The sequence below is a fragment of the Haliea sp. genome, from assembly GCF_040222615.1.
GTDB lineage: Bacteria > Pseudomonadota > Gammaproteobacteria > Pseudomonadales > Halieaceae > Haliea.
Genome location: NZ_JAVKCQ010000233.1, coordinates 27,251 through 43,938, shown reverse-complemented (window position 1 = coordinate 43,938; position 16,688 = coordinate 27,251). Strand labels below are relative to the sequence as shown.

Here is a 16,688-nt window from a genome sequence, read left to right as displayed (position 1 = left end):
GTGGAGAGCTATCTTGACCTGCCTCCGGGCACCAGTCTGGATACCCTCGAGAGTGAGATATTCGGGGAGATCGAGCGGCGCCTGCGGCCCTACTACAGCGGCGAGAAGGAGCCGGCGGTACGCGGCTACAATGTTGGCGTTGGTCCCGGCTATGGCACGGTGTTCCTGTACCCCGCCGAGCCCGAGGGGACAGAGCCGTTGATCCGCATCATGCGCGAGGAAATCCTGGCCGGTCTTCCCGATGTGGAGCCCTATGTTGCCCGCGCATCGATGATCCAGGTGGACGGCGGCGGCCGCAGCATTGCCATCGATATTCGTGGTGCAGACCTGGAGACTCTCATGCGGGTCGGCAGTGCTGGCATGGAGCGGGTCAAGGGTATGTGGGAAGACGGCAGCGCCTACGCGCAGCCCGCATTGACCATGGACCAGCCGGAGTTGCGTGTCGTGCCGGATGACAAGCGACTCGGGCTCGCGGGCCTGGACCGGATGATGCTGGCCGATGCGGTGCGGGCGCTGACCGACGGACTGTATGCCGGCGAGTACTTCGACGGCAATCGTCGCTACGACATGATCGTGCACGGTCCGGGATGGGGCACGCCGGAAGAGCTGGCGAGTACGCCGATCGCCACACCGCTGGCCGGGGTACAGGCGATTGGCGAGCTCGCCACTATCGAGTACACGGTGGGGCCAGTGCAGTTGCAGCGCGTCGATGGCCTGCGCACGGTCACCATCAACGTGCTGCCACCGGAGCAGGTGACGCTGGAGGAGGCGATCGAGCGTTTGCGGGCGGAGCTGGACCCCGAGTTGCGGGGCATGCTGCCGCCCGGTGCGTCAATTGCCTATCGCGGCAGCGCCGACCGCTTGCAGGAGGCGGTCAGCAAAATGCTGTTGAACTTCGGTATCGCGGTATTGATCCTGTTTGCCATCATGGCGGCGGTTTTTCGCTCCGCCTGGGACAGTCTGCTGGTGCTGCTGGTCATGCCGCCGGCAATTGCAGGCGGGGTGCTGGCCCTGAAGGCATTCAACCTGTTCACTTACCAGTCGCTCGATATGCTGACCATGGTGGGATTCATCATTCTGCTGGGGCTTGTGGTCAACAACGCAATCCTGCTCGTCGACCAGACACGGATCAGGGAACGCGAGGGCATAGAGCGCCGCCAGGCGATCCGGGACGCCGTGCTGACGCGGGCGCGGCCGGTGTTCATGAGCACCCTCACCAGCATTTTCGGCATGCTGCCTCTTATGCTGATGCCGGGCGTGGGTTCAGAGATCTATCGCGGCCTGGCCGCGGTGATCGTCGGCGGGATGATTGCCAGCGGGGCGCTGTCCCTGCTGTTGATGCCAAGCCTGCTGGGAATGGGCAGGGCGACGCCGCAGCCCCTGCCGACAGTCGACGGATTGGCGGCTACGGCCCCCGGGGAGGCGCGATGAAACGAGTACTGGGTTACGGCCTGCACACGCTGGCCCTGGCGCTGTCGCTTGCGACCCCTGCAACCTTTGCTGAAACGACCGCGGTGGTGGAGACCGGCACGGTTGAGCGCGTTGCCATGGGTGCGCGCCTGCCGCTGAATGGCAGCGTGTTCAGCCGCAATGACGTTGCGGTGACCGCCGCGGTGGCGGGTGAGCTGGACTGGGTGGCGGAACCCGGCACCAGGTTTGCTGCGGGAGAGCCCATTGCGCGGCTCGATCAGACTCCGCTGCGGCTGCGCCGCGAGGAATTGCAGGGCCTGCTGGAACGGGAGGCTGTCAACGAGGCCTACCAGAGTAAGGTGGTGGAGCGCTACGTCGCGCTCAGCGAGACCCAGAACCTGTCGGTATTTCTGCTCGACGAGGCCCTGTCGCGGCGGGATATTGCGCGCAAGGACATGGCGATCCTGGAAGCCCGTATTCGTCAGGTGGACGATGAAATCGCGCGCTCCCAGCTCCGCGCCCGCTTCAATTGCGTGCTGGTGGAACGCCGCAAGCTGGGTGGAGAGTATGTCGTTCCCGGAGAGATTATCGGTCGTGTTGTTGATCTGGAGCGACTCGAGGTGCGGGTGGATGTACCGATCAGCTACCAGCAGCGCGTGGCTGTTGGTGACCGCCTCGATATCATCGCGGGCGAGCTTGTGGACACGGGTGTGGTGCGCACCCGGATCGCTGCCGGTGACCCGGTGTCACAGACCTTTGAACTGCGCATTGATCTTGCGGGTGGCGCCAGCGAGAGCATAATGCCCGGGCAGTTGGTCAAGGTGGAGATTCCGCTGGAGGACAGCAATTTGACCCTGGCGGTGCCGCGTGACGCCGTTGTCATCCGTCGCGAAGGGAGCTACATCTATCGCGTTAACGAGCAGGGGGTCGCCGAGCGGGTCAGTGTTGTACTCGGTGCGGGTGAAGCCAGCCTGGTGGCGGTGAGTGGCGAACTTGAGGAGGGTGAGCGCATCGTGGTGCGCGGCGCCGACCGCCTGCAGAGCGGCCAGCAGGTAATGGAGCCGGGCTGAGCGGCGGTCACGCCGGTGCGACCCCCAGTTCCCGCAGATAGCGCTGCAATTCATCGATAAACAGCTGCGCCCGCACGGTGCGCGACGCTTCCGGCTCGGCCACCAGGTAGATACCCTCGTCCACTGCCATCTCCTGCTCCAGCAGTCGCACCAGGGTGCCGCGGCGCAGGTCCGCGGCCACTTCCAGCCGGTCAGCCAGCACGATGCCCAGACCCTGGCGCGCTGCCTCAATGGACTGGAAGCCGTAATCGAAGTGGATATTGCCCTGGCCCCGGGCCCGGTCGATGCCGTGGGTCGCGAACCATTCTTCCCAGTGCTGGAAACGTTCGTGCAGCAGAGTGTGCGCAAGCAGGTCCCGGGGCTGTTGTACGGGCTTCTCCGCGCTGACCAGCTCCGGTGCGCAGACCGGGAAATAATACTCCTGGTAGAGCTTGCCGATCACCTTGCCGCGCGGCTCCGGTGCCCCCAGGCACAGGGCCAGGTCGAAGCGGGCGGGGAGGTTGCGCTGGTGAGGTTCTATGGTCGCGCAATGCAGTTCCACCTCGGGGTAGCGTCGGCTGTAGGCGTGGATGACGCCGGGCAACCAGTTGATCGAGATGGTCGGCGTAGTGGCGATCACCAGCTCCCCCGCCAGCGCCGCCGGGTCCAGGTGCACCACGCCCTCGGCCAGCGCGTCGAGCGCAGTTTGCACCACGTCGTGAAAGCGGCGTCCGGCGGTGGTCAGCTGCATGCCGTTGTGGGCACGGCTGAACAGGGCGCAGCCCAGCTCGCTCTCCAGCAGTCGCACCTGGTGACTGAGAGCGGCGTGGGTCAGGTTCAGTTCTTCCGCGGCCCGACGCAGGTGGCCGTGGCGCCCTACCGCTTCGAAGGCGCGCAGACTGTTGAGGGGGAAGCGTCGGTCGAGGGGCATTTTGGTAACTTTACTTAACCAGGATGGGTAAATTTAATCGCTTGTGGTTATACAGGCAAGCCGTGGAGAATTATCTGTCGAGGTGTGCCTGCAGGCCATGAGTGTCTGCGCTACCCTGAACATGCCTACAGCAACCTGCAGCGAGAGGAACGCGCCATGACCCACATGATCTACCCGACTACCAACCTGAAGGCCACCGAGCAGCTGGTCATCGAGCGCGGCGAGGGCGTGTATGTCTACGACAACCAGGGGCGGCAGTACCTGGAGGGTATGAGCGGTCTCTGGTGTACCGCCCTGGGCTATGGCAATGAGGAAATCGTGGCCACCGCGGCGGAGCAGATGCGCACTCTGGCGTATTCGCACCTGTTTGGCGGCAAAACCCATCCCGCGGCCATGGCCCTGGCGGACAAGCTGGCGGAGATGGTGCCGGTGGACAACGCCCAGGTTTTTCTCGGCAACTCGGGCTCCGATGCCAACGACACCCAGGTCAAACTCCTGCGCTACTATTTCAATGCCATCGGCAAGCCGGAAAAATACAAGATCATCTCCCGCCAACGCGCCTACCACGGGGTGACCGTCGCCGCCGCGTCCCTGACCGGCCTGGTGCCCAATCACACCCACTTCAGCCTGCCCTTCGAGGCGCTGGGTGTGCTGCGAACGGGCGCCCCGCACTTTTATCGCGACGGTCTGCCAGGCGAGACGGAGGAGGAGTTTGCCAGCCGCCGGGCGCGGGAACTGGAGGAATTGATTCTGGCGGAGGGGCCGGAGACCATCGCCGCGTTCATAGCCGAGCCGATCAGCGGTGCGGGCGGGGTAGTGGTGCCCCCGGAAGGATACTTCGAGAAAGTCCAGGCGGTGTTGCGCAAGTACGACATCTTCATGTGGGACGATGAGGTGATCTGTGGCTTTGGCCGCACCGGCGCCGACTTCGGCGCCACCAGCCTCGGTATCCAGCCGCAGATGATGTCGCTGGCCAAGGCCCTGTCCTCAGCCTACCTGCCGGTCAGTGCCGCCATTGTCACCGGTGACATCTATGAAGCGATGGTGGAACCCAGCGCCAAGGTGGGGATTTTCGGTCACGGCTATACCTACGGCGGCCATCCGGTAGCCTGCGCGGTGGCGTCGAAAGTGCTGGAAATCTACGAGCGCGACAATCTCTTCGAGCGCGCCCGGGTGATGGGCGAGTACATGCAGCGGAAACTGCAGGGTTTCGCCAGCCATCCACTGGTGGGCGAGGTGCGGGGCATGGGCATGATTGCGGCGCTGGAGCTGGTGGCGAACAAGCACAGCCGGCAGCCCTTCGACGGCAACACCGTGGGCGCTTCCTGTGCCCTGCGGGCCCAGGAACACGGCCTCATCGTGCGCGCCATGGGCGGCAACAGCATCGCCCTGTGCCCGCCGCTGATCATCTCGGAAGCGCAGATCGATGAAATGACCGATAAACTGGGCCGGGCGCTGGACGAGACCCTGGCCCATGTGACCCGGGAGCAGCTGCTGGTGGCCTGAGCCACCAGCAGTGCACCCCGCAGCCGGAGCCGTCTAGCGGTCCAGCCCGCCCATCAGCATGTACTTGATCTCGACGTAGTCGTCGATCCCGTACTTGGAGCCTTCCCGGCCGGAGCCCGACTCCTTGACTCCACCGAAGGGCGCCATCTCATTGGAGATGATGCCCTCGTTGATGCCGACAATCCCGTATTCCAGCGCCTCGGCCACGCGCCAGACCCGGCCGATGTCGCGGGTGTAGAAGTAGGAGGCGAGACCAAACTCGGTGTCGTTGGCCATGGCAATGGCCTCGGCCTCATCCTTGAACCGCACCACCGGGGCTACCGGGCCGAAAATCTCGTTGCGGAACACCGCCATGTCCGAGGTCACCTCGGTGAGAATGGTGGGCTGGTAGAAGCAGCCCCCCAGGTCATGCGGGGCGCCGCCCAGGGCGACCTTGGCGCCGGCGCCAATCGACGCCTGCACCAGGCCGTCGACATCGTTCACGGCACCGGCGTTGACCAGCGGACCGATGCTGATGCCGTCGCCAAAGCCATCGCCCACTGCAAGCTCAGCGGTGGCCTTGACCAGTTTCGCGACGAATTCATCATAGACTCCGTCCTGAACCAGCATGCGGTTGGAACAGACGCAGGTCTGGCCGGAATTGCGGTACTTCGAGATCACTGCACCTTTCACCGCCTCATCGAGGTCGGCGTCGTCGAAGACGATAAAGGGAGCATTGCCGCCCAGCTCCATGGAGGTTTTCTTCATGGTCTCGGCGCACTGGGCCTCCAGCATCTTGCCTACCGGGGTGGAGCCGGTAAAGGTAAGCTTGCGCACGATAGGGTTGCCGGTGAGCTCGCCGCCGATCGCCGATGAGCTGCCGGCGACGATGTTGAGGACTCCGGCGGGCACGCCCGCGCGCTCCGCCAGCACCGCCATGGCAAAGGCCGACAGGGGGGTCTCGGTGGCGGGCTTGATCACGATACTGCAGCCGGCCGCCAGGGCCGGTGCGGCCTTGCGCGCGATCATGGCGTTGGGGAAGTTCCAGGGGGTGATGGCCGCGACCACACCCACCGGCTGCTTGATACAGACAATGCGCCGATCGGGGGTCGGGCCGGGAATCACGTCGCCATCAATACGCTTGGCTTCCTCGCCGAACCACTCAACAAACGACGCGCCATAGGCGACTTCGGTACGCGACTCGGCCAGTACCTTGCCCTGCTCGGCGGTCATGATGCGTGCCAGGTCTTCCTGGTTGGCCATCATCAGGTCAAACCACTTGCGCAGGATCTGCGCGCGCTGCTTTGCCGGGACGACCTTCCACTGTGCCATGGCCTTCTCCGCCGCCTCGATGGCGCGCCGGGTCTCGGCGGCGCCTGTCTTTGCCACCTTGGCAATGACCTCACCGTTGGCGGGATTGCTGACCGGGAAGGTGGCGCCGTCGTCGGCATCGACCCATTGGCCGTTGATGTAGGCCTGGGTCTGGAGCAGCGTGGGGTCGGAGAGTGACAGGCTCATAGCGGTAATCCTTGTTGCTGTGCGTGCTTGTAGTGGCGGGCAAACCGGTGCCCGGCGGTTACCGTGGGACCGTACCATGCCTGCGGCACTGGCGACCACCACGGCTTATCACTATAGCTGCTTTACCCGGTATGTGCGCTCCCCGAAAAGGGTGGGCAGGGCCCGGCTCAGGATGAGCGCTGGCGGCGCCGGCGACCGAGCCGGTGCTTGCGTACCAGTCCGCGCAGCTGGTCGTAGCTGAGCCCCAGTGCGTCGGCGGTGCGGCGCTGGTGGTGGCCATTGTCCGCCAGCGCCTGGTGCACCAGGCGGCGCTCAATCGCTTGCATGCGGGCGGCAAAATCGCTAACGCCGGGGGTGGCCAGGATCGCCGCTTCACCCTGCGGCCCGGGCGCTTCCGCCGGGCTGGGCAGAGTCTCGCTGTAGGGCGAGGCAAAGGGATCCAGGATGACCTCCGCCACCGGCTGGCGGGCATTGCCCCAGCGGTGCAGGGAGCGCTCCACCGCGTTCTTCAGTTCCCTGATGTTGCCGGGCCAGGGGTGAGCCTGCAGCGTCGCCATGGCGTCTTCGCTGAATCCGGGGAACAGCTCCCAGCCCAGCTCGGCACTCATCTGAATGGCGAAGTGGCGCGCCAGCTCGGGGATGTCCTCCGCGCGCTGCTGCAGTGCCGGCAGATGCACGACATCGAAACTGAGGCGGTCCAGCAGGTCGGCGCGAAAATCGCCAGCGGCGGCCAGCGCGCGCAAGTCGGCATTGGTGGCGCCGACGACCCGCACATCGACCTGCAGGGTCTGCTGGCCCCCGAGTCTTTCAAACTCCCCGTATTCGATCAGGCGCAGCAGCTTTTCCTGCAAGCGCAGGGACATGGCCCCCAGTTCGTCCAGCAGCAGGGTGCCGCCATCGGCGCGCTCGAAGCGGCCCTGGCGGACCCGGGTCGCGCCAGTGAAGGCGCCCGGTTCGTGGCCGAACAGTTCGGATTCCAGCAGGGAGTCCGCCAGCGCTGCGCAGTTGACCTTGATGAAGGGGGCATCCCAGCGCGGGGAGAGAAAGTGCAGTCGCTCAGCGGCCAGTTCCTTGCCCGTACCCCGGGCCCCCAGGACCAGTACCGGCCGGTTAATGGCGGCCAGCCGGGATACCTGGTCCAGGGCGCGGGCGAGGGCGGCCGAGCTGCCGATTATGCTGTCTTTTGACTTCATAAGGTAAATATAGCCATTTAAAAAGGTTAATAAACCCATAAAAAGGTAAAAAAAACCTTTAATAATTGGTATTTCTCTGCCGGATGTATCGATAGTTTTAAAAACTCCAATAAAAACAGAGCCTTGAGGTTTCTGGCACGGTTTCTGATAAAGCTTTGGGGAGGAACGGCATACCGCCGCTGTCAATCGGGGCAAGGCCCCAGTGGAGAGGAACCATGGGAATTTTTTCGCGGATGACGGACATCATCAACTCCAACCTCAACGCGCTGCTGGACCAGGCGGAGGACCCCGAGAAGATGATCCGCCTGATCATCCAGGAGATGGAGGACACGCTGGTGGAAGTACGCAGTTCGTCTGCCCGGGTGCTGGCTGACCGCAAGGCTGCCGCCCGCCGCCTGCAGCAGGTGCAGGCCGAAGCGGACAGCTGGGAGCAAAAGGCGAAACTCGCCATTGGCAAGGGCCGCGAGGACCTGGCCCGGGCGGCCCTGCAGGAGAAACATGCGATTGAGGACGAGCTGGCCGTGGTCGCAGCTGAACTCACCGCGGCCGACGAACATATCGCCCAGCTGAGCACGGAGATCGGCCAGTTGCAGCAGAAACTGTCCGACGCCAAGTCGCGCCAGCAGGCCCTGCTGATGCGCAGCCAGACTGTCGAGTCGCGGATCAAGGTCAAGCGGCAGATGCACCGGGAGGCCCTGGACACGGCGTTTCAGCGCTTTGAGCACTTTGAACGGCGGATGGACAACCTGGAAAGCCAGCTGGAACTGCTGGATGTCGGCCGGGAAGTGCCGCCTGATCTGGCCGCGGAAATCGAGGCCCTGCAGCAGGACGAGCGTATCAGCGATGAATTGCAGCGGCTGAAGGCCGAGCTTGACGCCCGCCAGGCCGGCCGGGATGCCAACGGCTAGTGCCGGCCACAACGAACTGGCAGGATACTGTCTGACCGCAGACCTGCCCGAGGATGGAAACCATGCAATTCTGGCAATTCATGTTTGTGCCCACGATCCTGTTTCTGGTGGTCGTGGCACCGATCTGGATCACGATGCACTACCGCAGCGTCAACCGCTCCTCCCGCAGTCTCAACGAGGAGGACCGGCAGTCCCTGGAGGAGCTGCTGGCAACGGTGGACCGGCTGACCGAGCGTATCGGCGTTCTGGAAACAATCCTGGATTCGGATCACGCCAACTGGCGCGACCAGACTGACCGCCAGCGGCGGAGCAAGGAGCAAGATCATGAGTGAACGTCATTACCGCGACCATGGTCGCCACCAGGGCCCGGACTGGCGCGGCGGGGAGCGTCGCTTCCGCCGCCAGCGGGCGTCCGGCTGGGGCATGAATCTCTACCGCAACACCGGCGCCGGCAAAATTGCCGGGGTCTGCGCCGGCCTGGCAGATCACTTCGATATAGCGCACTGGGTAGCGCGCCTGCTGTGGGTTGCTGCCATCCTGTTTACCGGCAGCCTGGCCCTGTGGGCCTACCTGGGGGCCTGGCTGCTGCTGGCGCCGCGGCCCTCATCGCGGCGCGGCGATTGCTCCGACCTGCCGCCGGATGACCTGGACCCCGGTCCCGAGGTCGAGGTGGAGATGGAGTACGATGAGCGTCACCACGACTACCGCCCGCGCAAGGTCTTCCGCTACAGCGAGCCGGGTACCGTGCGCCTGCGCCGGGCCCGGGAGCGGCTGGACGCCGCTCTGCGCCGGGTGGAAGCCATGGAATCCTACGTCACTTCACGGCAGTACGAGCTGGATCGCGAGATTTCCCGCCTGTAGGAGGCCCGCGGCCGGGGCTTCCCCCGGCCCACCCTATGGGCTATGCTCGAGTGCATGAATCTTGTTATGCAAGACGCTGGGGGTGCCCGGTGGTGCGAAAAAGGGAACAGCCCGTGACGGCCATTGAAGCCATCGATCTCAATACCGGCGTCCAGCTGGATCCGTTTGTGCCGCCGCCTCACGCGCTGCTGGCCCTGACCGAAGCGCATCGGGTGGTGGTGGAGATGCTGTCCCTGCGGTTGAGCCGCAAACTGCTGGACAAGGCGCCGCGAGGGGACGGCCACCCGGTCATGGTCCTGCCGGGCTTTCTGGGCGCCGATGGTTACAACGCATCCTTTCGCCGTTACCTGACCAAGCTGGGCTACGCCGTTCACGGTTGGGGCCTGGGCCGCAACCTGGGGCCTCGTGAGGGAGTGCTGGAGGCGCTTCAGGAGCGCATTACATTCCTCTCGGATCGCTACGGCGGGCCAGTCTCCCTGGTCGGCCACAGTCTCGGCGGTATCTTCGCCCGCGAACTGGCACGGGAATTTCCCGACCGCGTGCGGCAGGTCATCTCCCTTGGCAGTCCCTTCGGTGAGGGCCGCCTGACAGCGTCCTATCCCTCGCGCCTGTTTATGGCGCTGAACCCCATGGATGAGCTGCCGATTGAGCAGGAGCGCCTGCATGTGGCCCCGCCGGTGCCCACCACCGCGATCTACTCCCGTGGCGATGGCGTGGTGAACTGGCAGACCACCCTGCAGCGCGGCGGCCACGCACTGACCCAGAGCATTGAAGTGCGCGGCAGCCACTGCGGCATGACTTTCAACCCGGCGATCTGGTATCTCGTCGCCGACCGCCTCGCACTGCCCCACGGCGACTGGCGGCCCTTTGAGCGGCACAGCTGGACCGGCCTTCTGTACCCGTCAACATCGAGCTGAGCTAGCGGTCAGCGAGCACGTTGGCGTGAAACGCGATGTGCTCGCCCACGAACGTGCTGATAAAGAAATAACTGTGATCGTAGCCCGGCTGGCGGCGGATGCGCGCCTGGAAACCGCTCTCGGCGCAGGCCTGTTCCAGCAGTCCGGTCTGCAATTGTGATTCCAGGAAGTTGTCGGCCTCGCCCTGATCGATCAGCACCGGCAACTGCGGCGCACCTGCGCGAATCAGGGCGCAGCTGTCGTAAGCCAGCCAGCTTGTCCGGTCCGGCCCCAGGTAGTTGCCCAGGGCTTTTTCCCCCCAGGGGCACTGGCTGGGTGCCACGATAGGGGCGAAGGCCGATACCGAGGCATAGCGGCCGGGATTGCGCAGGGCCAGCGCCAGCGCGCCGTGGCCACCCATGGAGTGGCCGAAAATGGCGCAGCGCTCCGCCTCCAGCGGGAACGCGGTGGCCACCAGCGCGGGCAGTTCCAGGCTGACGTAGTCATCCATGCGGTAGTGGCCGCGCCAGGGCGCTGCGGTCGCATTGACATAGAAGCCTGCCCCGAGGCCGAAGTCCCAGGCGCCCTCCGGATCGTCCGGTACTCCCTCGCCGCGGGGGCTGGTATCGGGGCAGACGATGGCGACCCCTTGGGCCGCCGCGTAGCGCTGGGCGCCGGCTTTTTGCACAAAGTTCTCGTCGGTGCAGGTGAGCCCCGACAGCCAGTACAGCACCGGTACCGGCCCCTGCTCGGCCTGGGGCGGCAGGTAGATGGCGGCCTGCATGGTGCAGTCCAGGACGTCGGAACGGTGGCTGAAGCGCAGCTGGCGCCCGCCGAAACAGCGGTTCTCCCCGAGGATTTCCATGCCCATCGTCAGTACACCACAACCGAACGGATGCTCTCGCCGCCGTGCATCAGATCGAAGCCCCTGTTGATGTCCTCCAGTGGCATGGTGTGGGTAATCAGGTCGTCGATATTGATCTTCCCGTCCATGTACCAGTCGACAATTGTCGGCACATCGGTGCGACCACGGGCGCCGCCAAAGGCGACCCCGTGCCAGGAGCGGCCGGTGACCAGCTGGAAGGGTCGGGTGGCGATCTCCTTGCCGGCTCCCGCCACCCCGATAATGTAGGACTCGCCCCAGCCCTTGTGACAGCATTCCAGGGCCTGACGCATCACCTCCACGTTGCCGATGCATTCGAAACTGTAGTCGGCGCCGCCCTTTGTCAGTTCGACAATGGCCTCGACGACATTGGTCACGTTGTTCGGATTGATGAAATCGGTCATGCCGAATTTGCGCCCCAGCGCCTCCCGCTCCGGATTCAGGTCGATGCCGATAATCTTGCCGGCGCCGACCAGGCGCGCGCCCTGGATGACGTTGAGGCCGATCCCGCCGAGGCCGAACACCACGACGTTACTGCCGGGTTCGACTTTGGCCCGATAGACCACGGCGCCGACTCCGGTGGTGACGCCGCAGCCGATATAGCAGATCTTGTCGAAGGGCGCATCCTCACGGACTTTCGCCAGCGCGATTTCCGGCAGCACGGTGAAATTGGAAAAGGTGGAGCAGCCCATGTAGTGCAGCAATTGCTTGCCGTCGAGGGAAAAGCGGCTGCTGCCGTCGGGCATTACCCCGCGGCCCTGGGTTTCGCGAATGGCCTGGCACAGGTTGGTCCTCGGGTGCAGGCAGAAATTGCACTCCCGGCACTCGGGAGTGTAGAGCGGGATGACGTGGTCGCCGGGTCGCAGCGATTTCACGCCGGCCCCGACCTCGCGCACAATACCGGCGCCCTCGTGGCCGAGGATGGCGGGGAAAGCGCCCTCCGGGTCATCCCCCGAGAGAGTGAAGGCATCGGTATGGCAGATGCCGGTGGCCATGATCTCCACCAGGACCTCGCCATCCCGCGGCCCCTCGAGATCAACGTCGACCACTTCCAGCGGTTGTCCAGCCCCGAAGGCAACAGCGGCACGGGTTTTCATGGGACGGCTCCTTGCGATGTGGTGAAGTAGGTAGTGTCGGGCATGGTAAGGCCCCGCTCCGTGCGGGACAAGCGCCGGGATTTGCATTAGGCTGGCGCCAGCACAGAACACGGTGGGAGAGGGAGCAGACGCAGCGGATGCAGGAACGACTGGAATCATTCGGTGGCAGCGGTGAACCGCTGGTGTTTGCCCATGCCAACGGCTATCCCCCCGGCAGCTACCGGCGGCTGCTGGCGCCGCTCGGGGAGCACTACGCCGTCACCGGCTACCGACATCGCCCACTGTGGTCGCCCGAGCCGATACCGGCGCGCGCCGACTGGCACCAGTTCGCCAACGATCTGATCCAGACCCTGGAGCACGGCGTCGTGGGGCCCGTGTGGATGATGGGACATTCTCTGGGGGGCGTCGTTTCCTTGCTGGCCGCACTGCGCCGACCGCAGCTGTTCCGCGGACTGATCCTGCTGGATCCGGTGTTCGTCAAAAGCCGCCTGGCCCTGGGGCTGAACTTCACGCCGCGCTCACAGCTCGCGAAGCTGCCCATGATCCGCCGCGCCTTGAACCGACCGGACCGGTTTCCGGATCCCCAGGCCGCGTTCGAATTCCACCGCGGCAAACGCGCCTTCAGCGCCTTTCCGGACGAGGTGCTGTGGGACTATGTGCGCGCCGGTTTCAGGCAGCGGGCGGAGGGCGACTGGGAGCTGGCCTACGCCGGTCGCTGGGAGGCAGCCGTGTACTCGTCCCTGCCCCTGGTGTGGCCGCGGCTGCTGCGGCTCAGGGTGCCGACGCTCGGTATTGGTGGCGACAGCTCCGATATCCTGTCGGCCGCCGCCATGCGGCGCTGGGCCCGCTTGCAACCGACTGCCGAGCTGCACAGCGTTCCGGGGGGGCACCTGTTTCCACTGGAACATCCGCACCAGACCGCGGCACTGGTGCTGGATTTTCTCTCCCGTCAAGCGCGCTGATGCTGCACCGGATCTGGCTCGGTTTCTTTCTCCTCGCTTTCGCCAGCGCGCTGTTCCAGTGGCTGGTGGCCGGCGACGCCGAGGTTTTCCAGCGCATGGTGGCCGGCCTGTTCGAGATGGCGGCTCTGGCAGTGCAGCTGGCGATCGGCCTGATCGGCCTCATGGCCCTGTGGCTGGGGGTGGTGGCTATCGGCGAGGCGTCCGGTCTGGTGGACCGTCTGGCGCGCCTGCTGTCGCCACTGTTTGTGCGCCTGATGCCGGAGGTGCCCCGGGGGCATCCGGCGATTTCCTCCATGACCCTGAACCTGTCCGCGAACATACTCGGTCTGGACAACGCCGCCACGCCGCTGGGCATCAAGGCGATGAAAGACCTGCAGAGCCTGAATCCCAGCCCGACGGTGGCCAGCAACGCCCAGATCCTGTTCCTGGTGCTGAATACTTCCTCGGTGACCCTGTTTCCGGTGACGGTGCTGCTGTACCGGGCGCAGCTCGGGGCTCCGGACCCGGCGTCGGTGTTCATTCCCATCCTGATCGCCACCAGTTGCTCCACCCTCGCGGGTTTGCTGGTGACCGCCTGGGTACAGCGCATCAATCTTCGGGATACGGTGGTACTGGGTTGCCTGGGAGGTGTGTTTGCCCTGCTGCTGGCGCTGGTGGGCTGGTTTTCCACCCTGAGTGCCAGCGAGCTGCAACGCCAGTCCAGCCTGCTCAGCAACCTGTTGATTATCAGCCTGATCATCCTGTTCCTGGTGGTGGCGCACCGGCGCGCGGTGAATGTCTATGAAACTTTCATCGAGGGCGCGAAGCAGGGCTTCGAAACGGCCATCGGTATCATTCCCTACCTGCTGGCGATGCTGGTGGCGATCGGCGTGTTTCGCGCCAGTGGTGCGCTGGAGCTGGTGCTGGAGTTGCTGCGGGCCGGGGTCGGGGCCCTGGGCTTCGACGCCCGCTGGGTCGAGGCGATGCCCACGGCGCTGATGAAGCCCCTGTCGGGGTCAGGCGCACGGGCGATGATGATCGACACCATGAATACCTACGGGGTGGACTCATTTCAGGGGCGGCTGGCGGCGACCATGCCGGGCTCCACCGAGACCACCTTCTACACGCTGGCAGTCTATTTCGGCGCGGTGGGCATTCGCCATGCCCGGCACGCCCTGGGTTGCGGGCTGATCGCCGATGCCGCCGGCATCACTGCGGCGATCGTCGTGGCCTACTGGTTTTACACCTGAGCGCTGTCACAAAACTTTCATGCGGCAGCTGCCCGAAACCGGATGAACGCCGTGGACGGGCGCGTTAGACTGGTCGCTACCTGTATTTGAGGCTGCCGTGGGCAGATAATCAGCAGTGAATGAGATGCACAGCTCCCTGCAGCGGCGCCTGGCCGACCTGGATGAAAGCCTGTTTATCCCCAGGGAGATCAGCTGGCTGTCATTCAATGCGCGCGTGCTGCAGGAAGCCGCCGACGACACGGTGCCGGTGATCGAGCGCCTGCGGTACCTGGGGATTTTCTCCAATAACATGGACGAGTTTTTCCGCGTCCGGGTGGCGGAAGTGCGGCGCCTCATCACCGTGTCCGATGCCAGTCTGCGACCCCAGGCCAAGGACCTGCTGGCGGCAATCCAGAAGCGGGTGGTGGAACTGCAGAAGCAGTTCGAGAAAACCTACAACAGTGTCCTTCGCGACCTGCAGGCGCGGCAGATCTACATGATCAACGAGCGCCAGCTGGATCCCGGCCAGGCAAGCTTCGTGCAGGCGTTCTTTACCCGTACCGTACTGCCGGAGCTGGAACCCATCCTGTTGCGGGAGGGGCACTCCATTCCGCCGCTCAACGACGAGTCCATCTACCTGGCGCTGGATATCCGCACCGCCGAGGACTACAACTACGCAGTGGTCGAGGTGCCCACGGACCGGCTGGACCGCTTTGTGCAGATTCCCCGGCGCAAGGGCAAGGCGGGCAAGGTCTTCATCGCCCTGGATAACGTCATCCGGGCCTGCCTGCCGCAGATGTTTCGCGGCGTCTTCCAGATCGACGAAGTGGCGGCCTATTGCTTCAAGTTTTCCCGCGATGCCGAGCTGGAAATCGACCCCGGCATCAGCGAAAGCCTGATCGACAAGATGGAGACCAGCCTCAAGCAGCGGCGGCGGGCGGAGGCGGTACGTTTCGTGTATGACGCCGCCATGCCGCAACGCCTGCTGGATCACCTGTGTTCCCGCTTTGGCTTCGGCAAATATGACAGCCTGATTCCGGGTGGCCGCTATCACAATTCAAAGGACTTCATGTCCTTTCCCAACGTCGGGCCCAAATATCTGGAGTTCCAGCCTCTGCCGCCGATTCGCCTGTCGCGCCTGGACGATCCGGGCAGCCTGGCGGACAACATCCGCGAACAGGATGTGTTCCTCTACTATCCGTACCATCCCTTCGACTACATTGTCGATCTGCTGAAGACCGCGGCGCTGGACCCCAGTGTCACCGCGATCAAGATCTGCCTGTACCGGGTGGCGAAGCAGTCCCGGGTCATCGATGCCCTGGTCAACGCGGTGCAGAACGGCAAGCGGGTGCTGGCGGTGGTGGAGCTGGCGGCCCGCTTCGACGAGGCCGCGAACATCAGCTGGGCGCAGCGCCTGACCGAGAGCGGTATCCAGGTCATCTTCGGAATCCCCGGACTCAAGGTACACAGCAAGCTGCTGCTGATCGAGCGCCGGGAAGAAGGGCAGATACGCTTCTACAGCCATATCGGGACCGGCAATTTCAACGAGAAAACGGCGCGGGTCTACACCGACTTTACCCTGTTGACCTACGACCAGAACATCGGCCGCGATATCTACGATGTGTTCGATTTCCTGCAGTACACCTACAAGCGCCCGCGCTACCGCACCCTGCTGGTGTCTCCCCACAGCACCCGTCCGGGCCTCATGCACCTGATTGAGCAGGAGATTGCCAATGCCCGGGCAGGCTATCGCGCCGAGATCACGCTCAAATGCAACAACCTGGTCGACAACCAGCTGGTGATGAAGCTGTACGAGGCATCGGATTCCGGAGTGCAGATCAAGCTCATTATCCGCGGCATGTGCTCGCTGCTGCCCGGGGTGAAGGGTATCTCCGAGAATATCGAGGCCATCAGTATTGTCGATCGCTATCTCGAACACCCGCGCGCCTATGTTTTCTATAATCGCGGCAACCCGCGCTACCTGATCGGTTCCGCCGATCTGATGACGCGCAACCTGGATTACCGGGTGGAGGTGCTGTGCCCGGTGCGGGACCCGGCGGCGCAGAAAACCCTGCAGGATATTCTCGACCAGCAGTGGTATGACAACGTCAAGGCGCGGATCATCGACCAGCACCAGGTGAACGAGTTCGTCCCGCGGCCGCGGAAAGCGCCCATGATCCGTTCGCAGGAATCGATCCACCGCTACCTGGCTACCGGCAAGCTGCCGCGCTATCCCAAGACCCCGGTCACCGGCAAGAAGCCCCAGCGGCGGCGCAAGCGCCACTGA

General features: G+C 64.4%; 15 protein-coding genes. 10 read left to right on the top strand and 5 right to left on the bottom strand.

Annotated elements, in window-relative coordinates; translation table 11 throughout:
- Both RJQ10_RS18555 and RJQ10_RS18550 read left to right on the top strand, forming a co-directional pair.
- A partial coding sequence (locus RJQ10_RS18555; RefSeq protein ID WP_350148911.1) for an efflux RND transporter permease subunit occupies positions 1 to 1,431 on the top strand: 1,431 nt, incomplete at its 5' end.
- A complete protein-coding gene (locus RJQ10_RS18550; protein WP_350148910.1) occupies positions 1,428 to 2,480 on the top strand; it encodes an efflux RND transporter periplasmic adaptor subunit in 1,053 nt (350 codons plus the stop codon). The genes RJQ10_RS18555 and RJQ10_RS18550, both read left to right, overlap by 4 nt.
- A 7-nt stretch (positions 2,481 to 2,487) precedes the next feature.
- Here RJQ10_RS18550 and RJQ10_RS18545 read toward each other — a convergent pair whose 3' ends face one another.
- A complete protein-coding gene (locus RJQ10_RS18545; protein WP_350148908.1) occupies positions 2,488 to 3,390 on the bottom strand; it encodes a LysR substrate-binding domain-containing protein in 903 nt (300 codons plus the stop codon).
- A gap of 156 nt (positions 3,391 to 3,546) precedes the next feature.
- Between RJQ10_RS18545 and RJQ10_RS18540 the strand changes: the two genes are divergently transcribed.
- Entirely contained in the window at positions 3,547 to 4,896 is a 1,350-nt protein-coding gene (locus tag RJQ10_RS18540; RefSeq protein WP_502880256.1) for an aminotransferase, read from the top strand.
- Positions 4,897 to 4,929: 33 nt separating this feature from the next.
- Here the strand turns inward: RJQ10_RS18540 and RJQ10_RS18535 are convergent, their stop codons facing one another.
- Both RJQ10_RS18535 and pspF read right to left on the bottom strand, forming a co-directional pair.
- Entirely contained in the window at positions 4,930 to 6,393 is a 1,464-nt protein-coding gene (locus tag RJQ10_RS18535; protein ID WP_350148907.1) for an NAD-dependent succinate-semialdehyde dehydrogenase, read from the bottom strand.
- A 167-nt stretch (positions 6,394 to 6,560) separates the two neighbouring features.
- The gene (pspF, locus tag RJQ10_RS18530) at positions 6,561 to 7,586 is read right to left on the bottom strand and encodes a phage shock protein operon transcriptional activator (RefSeq protein WP_350148905.1); all 1,026 of its coding nucleotides are present in this window, start codon (positions 7,584 to 7,586) and stop codon (positions 6,561 to 6,563) included.
- 215 nt (positions 7,587 to 7,801) lie between these two features.
- Here pspF and pspA point away from each other — a divergent pair, with 215 nt between their 5' ends.
- The 4 genes from pspA to RJQ10_RS18510 all read left to right on the top strand — a co-directional run bounded on the left by pspA (position 7,802) and on the right by RJQ10_RS18510 (position 10,272).
- Positions 7,802 to 8,494: a phage shock protein PspA gene (pspA, locus tag RJQ10_RS18525; RefSeq protein ID WP_350148904.1), complete on the top strand. Its 693-nt coding sequence runs from the start codon at positions 7,802 to 7,804 to the stop codon at positions 8,492 to 8,494.
- A 62-nt stretch (positions 8,495 to 8,556) separates the two neighbouring features.
- The gene (gene pspB / locus RJQ10_RS18520) at positions 8,557 to 8,826 is read left to right on the top strand and encodes an envelope stress response membrane protein PspB (RefSeq protein WP_350148903.1); all 270 of its coding nucleotides are present in this window, start codon (positions 8,557 to 8,559) and stop codon (positions 8,824 to 8,826) included.
- On the top strand, positions 8,819 to 9,355 hold the full coding sequence (locus RJQ10_RS18515) for a PspC domain-containing protein (RefSeq protein WP_350148902.1): 537 nt from the start codon (positions 8,819 to 8,821) through the stop codon (positions 9,353 to 9,355). Before pspB ends, RJQ10_RS18515 begins: the two co-directional genes overlap by 8 nt.
- Positions 9,356 to 9,468: 113 nt before the next feature.
- Positions 9,469 to 10,272, top strand: coding sequence for an esterase/lipase family protein (locus tag RJQ10_RS18510; protein ID WP_350148900.1), 804 nt, complete (start codon positions 9,469 to 9,471; stop codon positions 10,270 to 10,272).
- A gap of 1 nt (position 10,273) precedes the next feature.
- On the opposite strand, the gene fghA is transcribed toward RJQ10_RS18510, so the two are convergent.
- The gene (gene fghA, locus RJQ10_RS18505; RefSeq protein ID WP_350148914.1) at positions 10,274 to 11,116 is read right to left on the bottom strand and encodes an S-formylglutathione hydrolase; all 843 of its coding nucleotides are present in this window, start codon (positions 11,114 to 11,116) and stop codon (positions 10,274 to 10,276) included.
- 8 nt (positions 11,117 to 11,124) lie between these two features.
- A complete protein-coding gene (locus tag RJQ10_RS18500; RefSeq protein ID WP_350148898.1) occupies positions 11,125 to 12,231 on the bottom strand; it encodes an S-(hydroxymethyl)glutathione dehydrogenase/class III alcohol dehydrogenase in 1,107 nt (368 codons plus the stop codon).
- Between the two features lie 137 nt (positions 12,232 to 12,368).
- On the opposite strand from RJQ10_RS18500, the gene RJQ10_RS18495 reads away from it, so the two are divergent.
- The 3 genes from RJQ10_RS18495 (at position 12,369) to ppk1 (ending at position 16,688) form a co-directional block, all read left to right on the top strand.
- The gene (locus RJQ10_RS18495) at positions 12,369 to 13,193 is read left to right on the top strand and encodes an alpha/beta fold hydrolase (RefSeq protein WP_350148897.1); all 825 of its coding nucleotides are present in this window, start codon (positions 12,369 to 12,371) and stop codon (positions 13,191 to 13,193) included.
- A complete protein-coding gene (locus RJQ10_RS18490; protein ID WP_350148895.1) occupies positions 13,193 to 14,422 on the top strand; it encodes a spore maturation protein in 1,230 nt (409 codons plus the stop codon). The genes RJQ10_RS18495 and RJQ10_RS18490 overlap by 1 nt, the downstream gene beginning before the upstream one ends.
- A 124-nt stretch (positions 14,423 to 14,546) precedes the next feature.
- Positions 14,547 to 16,688: a polyphosphate kinase 1 gene (gene ppk1 / locus RJQ10_RS18485; RefSeq protein WP_350148893.1), complete on the top strand. Its 2,142-nt coding sequence runs from the start codon at positions 14,547 to 14,549 to the stop codon at positions 16,686 to 16,688.